General features: G+C 69.5%; 3 protein-coding genes. 2 read left to right on the top strand and 1 reads right to left on the bottom strand.

Annotation, left to right across the window (positions count from 1 at the left end):
* The first annotated feature begins 359 nt into the window (after positions 1-359).
* Positions 360-2,249 carry a WD40 repeat domain-containing protein gene (locus RIV14_RS13150; protein WP_075373433.1) on the top strand — a complete coding sequence of 630 codons (1,890 nt, stop codon included), beginning with the start codon at positions 360-362 and terminating at the stop codon, positions 2,247-2,249.
* A 117-nt stretch (positions 2,250-2,366) separates the two neighbouring features.
* On the opposite strand, the gene RIV14_RS13145 is transcribed toward RIV14_RS13150, so the two are convergent.
* Complete coding sequence (locus RIV14_RS13145) at positions 2,367-4,640, bottom strand: YveK family protein (RefSeq protein ID WP_256699374.1); 2,274 nt, start codon at positions 4,638-4,640, stop codon at positions 2,367-2,369.
* 501 nt (positions 4,641-5,141) lie between these two features.
* Between RIV14_RS13145 and RIV14_RS13140 the strand changes: the two genes are divergently transcribed.
* On the top strand, positions 5,142-6,515 hold the full coding sequence (locus tag RIV14_RS13140) for a hypothetical protein (RefSeq protein ID WP_075373435.1): 1,374 nt from the start codon (positions 5,142-5,144) through the stop codon (positions 6,513-6,515).
* Positions 6,516-6,688: the final 173 nt, after the last annotated feature.

Below are 6,688 nucleotides of genomic sequence, written 5' to 3'. Positions count from 1 at the left end.
ACCCCCACCCACCACCCACACCGATAGCTGGGGCCCGGTGAGGACGTCTCATATGGGGAGCTAGCTCGCCATGACGGCGAGTCGTGCTCAGGGCGTGGAGCACCCTTCAGGTAACGATTATGTTGCAATCCGACCTTGTGGACGCGTAGCGTGGTGCCGTCATCGATTTGTGTCCTTTTCGTTCTCTCTTCGTGTTCCGCATGAGTGGACGTGCTCCCAGAACTGACAGGCGCTACCAGTTAAATTAATCGTTATCACAGGCATTTGACCGGTGACTCAAGTGAGCCTCATTCTCCCTGATGCCAACGGTGTGCCGTGATCCGCCTGCGCGTTGCTCACCATATGTACCGGAGGTTTCCGTGCGTCGTCTCTCCACCATCCCTCGTCTTGCCATCATCCTGTCCCTCCTGCCGCTGCTGCTCGCCTCGATGGTCGTCCTGACTCCCGCCGCACCGGTGGCCACGGCTCAGGAGGCCGGCGCCGATGCCGATGGGAACGACCAGGGCGACGGCTCCGGCAATGTCGGCGACAACGGGGGCGGCGGTGCTGCGGGTACCGACCCCTCCGGTCAGTCCTCCCGGGAGCCCGCGTACACGGCCGCGCCCCTGCCCACGGTGCAGATCGACGGCGTCGCCTGGGGACAGCTCGTCGTCGGCGACGTGGTCTACGTCGTCGGCAGCTTCGACAACGCCCGCCCGGCCGGCGCCCCCAAGAAGCAGCAGCAGATCGCGCGCTCCAACATCCTGGCCTACGACCTCAACACCGGGAAGCTCATCGAGGACTTCGCCCCCACCCTCAACGGGCCAGGACGCAGCCTGGCCGTCTCCCAGGACGGCAAGACCCTCTACGTCGCCGGGGAGTTCGACAAGGTCAACGGCGAGTGGCACAGCCGCCTGGCGGCCTTCGACCTCACCCAGGGGCACGGAACCCTCATCTCCTCCTTCAGGCCCATGTTCAACACGACCGTCAAGGATATTGCGGTCGCCGGCGACACCCTCTACGCCGGGGGCTACTTCACCAAGGTGAACGGTCAGCCGCGTGTCAGGCTGGCCGCCCTCAAGGCCTCCACCGGTCAGCTGCTGAACTGGACGGCCTCCGCAGAGGGCCCCAACGCCCAGGTCTACGCGATCGAGGTCTCCCCGGACCACTCCAAGGTCGTCATCGGCGGCTCCTTCTCCTCGGTCAACGGCTCGAGCGAACCCGGCTACGGGATGGCGCTCCTGAGCGCCTCCACCGGTGAGATGCTGCCCATGCCCGTCAACGACACCGTGCGCACGGCCGGTGAGCACGCCGCCATCTTCGACATCGCCGTCGACGACGACGGTTTCTACGGCACCGCCTACTCCGCCGTCGGACGTCTCGACGAGGCCAACCTCGAGGGGAGCTTCAGGGCGGACTGGGACGGCAACCTCATCTGGCTCGAGCCGTGCCACGGAGACACCTACGGGATCGCCCCCACCAAGGACACCGTCTACACGGTGGGGCACGCCCACTCCTGCGAGACCATCTACGGGTTCCCCAACATGCCCGAGGTTCGCAAGGACGGTCCGCACCCCCTGTACGTGCGGGCCATGGCCTTCACCAACAGCGCCGACATCACCATCCGCCACCAGGGCGTCGTCAACGGCTACCAGGACTGGTCGACGTCGGGCTACAAGAGCCCCACGATCATCGGCTGGTACCCGGATTTGGAGGCGGGCAAGTACACGGGCATGTCCCAGGCCGCCTACAAGATCGACGTCACCGACTCCTACATCCTCATGGTGGGTGAGTTCGTCGAGGCCAACGGCACGACCCAGCAAGGGATCGTGCGCTACCCCAGACGTGCGGGCCAGCCCACGCTGCCCCCCGAGGGCAAGGCCGAGACCCTGGCCGCCAAGGCGGAGGTGACGACCTCGGGCTCGGTGAAGGTCGGGTTCAAAGCCACCTGGGACCGCGACGACCCAACCCTGACCTACAGCCTCTACCGGGATGACGAGACCACGCCGGTGGCCACCGAGAAGATCAGCGACACCCGCTGGGCGCTCAAGAGCCACAGCCTGGAGGACACCACCTGCTCGCCTGGCGATCACACCTACCGCCTGGTGGTCTCCGACCCCAGCGGCAACACCATCACCGCCCAGATCCCGAGCGTCGCGGTCCCTAAGACGGCGCAGAACAAGAAGGCGAAGAACGCCGCCGAGAACGCGGACCAGGGCGGCAACAAGCAGGCCGACGACGACGAGGACGACGACGAGGACGACAACTGAGCGGCTCGGGGCGCGGCCCCTGGCCGGGACCTGCTTAACGGTTCGCTGCAGACATCAAGGGCGGGTCCGATGCTTCAAGCATCGGACCCGCCCTTGACGATGGTGCCGGTAGCCGGCTCACCAGGAGCGGCGCGTTGACTGCCTGCGGTGACCGGCCGAGGCCGCGGAGGCCGCCGAGGCTGAGGCGGAGTGCCGGGCCGCTGAGGAGGCAGAGGACGCCGAGGCCATCTGCTGGCTGGGCCGGATCGACGGCGGCGGAGGCGGCGGCGGGGCGTCAGGCGGATCAGGACTGCGGTGGCGCCCACCCGCCGACGCCGACACCGGCGTGAGATGGCGGGTCTGCTCGATGGAGGACTCCTCGGACAGCGGCGTCACGAGAGTCAGCCGCGGCTTGGACATCCGCCGGCGTCGAGCCAGGGTCTGCCGGCGCGAGGGCGCCTGCTGACGCATCGACGTCGAAGGGGCGGTGGGGGAGCCGGTCTCGGAGGCCGGGGCCTGCGTGCGCGCCGCGGCGCGTGAGTCCTCAACGCCAACTGCGGGCTCGGGGACCGAGGAATCCGCCTGGACCCGGCGCCGGCCCGTCGTCGTGGGAAGGGAGGAGGCATCCTGCCAGCCGGCCGGCGACGCCGGGCGGTCTGCCGACGGCGAGGTGATGCGCCGCCGAGTGGGCACGCTCGGCGCGGAGCTCGACGTCGGCGCAGAAACACGCCGACGGCCGGTGGCCGGCGTGGAGGTGAGGGAGTCGGTGGGGGAGGACATCGGGGCAGGTGCCTGAGTCGATGCCGGCGCCGGAGGGTACTGGTAGGAGGACCCCGCCAAGGGGGCGGAGGAGGCCGGGGAGGCTGAGGACCCGGAGACGGTCTGCCCGGTGGGCAGGGCGGTGCTGCGGCGGGTGGGGCCGTCCGGTGCGCCCGGGAAACGGTGGCTCCCGGAGGCCGGGGCGGCCGTGTAGGGCTGCACCGCGATCGACGGGGAGGCCGGCACCGTCAGGTCGGCGGGGGTGGGCTGCGGCGGGGGCAGTGGCGCGTGCCGGTAGGGGGCGGTGGCCTCAGAGGCCGACTGGGATGAGGCGGTCCCGGCCGACATGGTCCCGGCCGGGGTGGCCGGCGCGGGCCGGTCGGCCTGCTGACGCTGCATGGCGGAGGTGATTCCGGAGGTGAAGCTGTGCGCGGGGGTTGGGGCGGGGCCCTGGGTGGGGGGCTGTGTCGAGGACTGATCGGAGACCGAAGCCGCCGAGGCCGCAGACAGCGGCGCCGCACTCATGGAGACGGGGGAGTGCGTTGACGACGTGGCGGGCACCGGGAAGGTCTGGGGCGGCGTCGGCACCGGGGAGTGGACCGGCTCTTGTGCGGAAGACACCGGCTCCTGGGCGTAGGGCACTGGCTGGGCTGCCGGGTACGCGGAGTCGGAGAACGCGGGCATTGCGGTCGTCTGCTGCGGCGACTGCGGGGTCGGGAAGGCCGGGACCGGTGCGGATGAAGCCGTCGGTTGAGACGCCGGTGCCGGGGGTGCCGGGGTCGATGTCGAGGCTGGCAGCATGGGCGCGGAGACGGGAGACGGCATCGAGGTGGGGGCCGCCTGCGGGGCCATGGTGCCAGGAGCCTGGATGCCAGAGACCTCGGGGGAGGCCGGGACCTGGGATGGGGTCGGGAGCTGCTGATACTGGTAGGGCGGCTGCGCCTGCATCTGAGGCTGCGCGGGCGGCTGCTGGCTCGGTCGCAGCAGGTCCGAGGTCTTCTGCCTCAGGGTGTTCAGTGCGGCCGCCATACGCCCGGGACGGTTCTCGGCGCCACTGTCGCCGCCAAGGCCGCTGTCACGACGGTGACGGAACATCGCATAGGAGACGGAGGCCAGAAGACCCAGCAGCAACCCGGAGATCGCCGCGGCTCGGGCTCCGGGACGCTCCATGATGGTGTTGGCCGTGGTGGCGGGCGAGGTGGTGCTTGTCGTCATGCCCAGGGCCTGCTTGCCCAGCAGCTCACCGGAGGAGAGCTCCTTGTTGAGCGAGTCGGCCGTCGCCTGGGCCATGTCGACAGCCTCCTGCTTGCTGCCGGCCTTGGCGGTGATGGACAGGACCAGGGTCTCGGGCGGGTTGGTGACCGTCAGCGCCTCCGCCAGATCGGTGGTCTCCATGTTCAGGTTGGCCGCCGCCGGATCGAGGACCTTCGGGCTCGTGGAGAGCTCCACGAGGGTCGGCATGAGGTCCTTGGCCTGGGTGGAGAAGGACGGGGTCTCCTTGGACTTGGGCTGGATGCCCAGGGTCGTGGTGGCCACTGCGACCGGCTTCGTTGCCAGGGCCACTCCCAGCCCGGTCAGGATGCACACGAGCAGGATGACGAGGCAGGCGACAAGGTTCCTGCGGATGGCGTGAAGGATCTGCGACGGCTGCACGCTGCTCCTCATCTGGTCTGGGGATGATCTGGATCTGATCGGTTCCGGCGGCCCGTTGGACACCGTGGGCCGTATGGCCCGGCGGATGCTGAAAGGTTACGGCCCAACCCTAACTGTAAGATCACGCTGAGGTCTCGGTGACTGTAGTAGCCTTCGCTGCGCCCCCGGCCACGCCTGGAATCCTCAGACGCGGGGGAGCGGGTGATGTGGTGAGTCTTTCACCGGAACCGTGTGGCGGGCGAGGGCCCTGAGGACCCCCGCCCCAGCAGTGAAGAAGGCGTCGGGGTCGGCCCTGCCGGGGCGACGTCGTCGGACTTCTTCCGGTTGCACCTGACCTTGGTCAGGGCCTCGGAGGGTCTCCCAGCATCTTCCCGGGTACTTCTTACGGCGGTCCTGTGGCGGCTCGTCGCCGTGCAGCTCCGTCCGCCGACAAACCACCTATCGACCACTGATTCGGCCGCCGTGACATCACCGCGGCCATGACAGGACAAGGGAGGAACGATGTCCTTCGCCAGGACCCTGTTCATCGTCCTCCCCATGGTGGCCGCCGCCCTGGCGGTCCTCATCTTCGTGGCCGACCGCATCCACCGCCGCCCCATCGTCGGGGCCGGCCTGGTCATGGGCGCCATCGGTTTCGTGCCGGTGTGGGTGATGATCCCCTTCGAGCCCAATGTGCCTCCGGCCACCCTGGCCTGCTTCCTGGTGATCCTCGCCCTCCTGCCCGGTTTCTCGTGGCGGCTGACCAGCGGTGACTTCATGGTCGCCACCGCCTGGTGCCTGGTGGGCCTGTCCGTCGCCGCGGGCTCGCCGCTCAACTACGTCCTGTCCGACGTCGTCTTCGGCGCCCTGCCCGCCTACCTCGCCGGACGGCTGCTCGTGGAGCGGCTCGGGCTGCGGCGCATGGCGGAGGTCCTGGCGGTCGTGTGGATCGTGGTGGCCGTGCTGGCGCTGTTCGAGGCCGTCACCACCATCAACCCCTTCAGCTACATCACTATCAACAACAACCTCTACGAGGAGTGGGCTCCGCCCCTGGCCCGGGGCAGCTTCACCCGCGTTGAGGGGGCCTTCGGCCACCCCATCGCCCTGGGAGTGTGCCTGGCGGCCGGGATCCCGCTCATCCTGGCCACGCGGTGGAGGCCCGGCTACCGGATCGCGGCCGGCGCCCTCGTCCTGGGGGCGACCATCCCGACCTTCTCCCGCTCGGCGATCGCCTGCGCCATCATCGCCGTCATCCTCAGCCTCATGCAGGTGCACATCAATATCCCCGCCCTGTGGCGGATGAGCTTCCTCATGGTGCTGGTCGGTGTGGGCAGCGTGCTGCTGCCCTACGTCCTGGGCGTCTTCGACTCGGCCGGCCGCGAGCAGGAGGACTCGGCCGGCTACCGCGGCGACATCCTCGTCCTGGTGCGTCAGCTCAAGCCGCTGGGACTGTCCTCGGTCTACCAGAAGTCAGGGGACTCGGTGTCCTGGGGCGGCTACAGCTCCATCGACAACGACCTGCTCCTGAGCGCGCTGCGCTTCGGTTGGCTCCCCGTGGTGCTCCTCATGGTGGGGCTGCTGGTCTACGGCGCCAGGGCCCTCACCCAGCGCTCCAACCCCGCGCAGATCGCCCTGCTCAGCCTCATTCCGGCCTACGGGACGGTCGCCTTCATCACCCAGATCGGCACCGTCGTGTGGCTCATCGCCGGCATGGCGGCCTCGGCGCAGGTCTCCGTCCTGCTGGAGAGCCGCAACCACACCGCGGGCGGGGGAGTGGGCGTCGTCGCCGGGCACGACAACCCCTGGAACCGGATCCGCAGCGGGGACTGGTCCCGCCGGGCCTTCGCCGGCCGACCGGTCCAGCCCACCAGTGGTGCCGGGACGGGGAGTCACTAGACTCGCGGCCGTGCTCCTGACTGCGCTCCTGCCTCCGCTGCTCGCCGACGCCGACATCGCCCGCACCGTTCGCGCCGCCTCCTCCCGCTCGCGCACCGACCGCAGCCTCGTGGTGGCACCGGGCGCCCGGCCCGCCGTCCTGGCCGCCATGGCCCTAGGAGAGGAGGGCGTCC

The sequence above is a fragment of the Actinomyces acetigenes genome (genome assembly GCF_031296635.1).
Lineage (GTDB): Bacteria > Actinomycetota > Actinomycetes > Actinomycetales > Actinomycetaceae > Actinomyces > Actinomyces acetigenes.
This window is presented reverse-complemented; position numbering and strand designations above follow the sequence as displayed.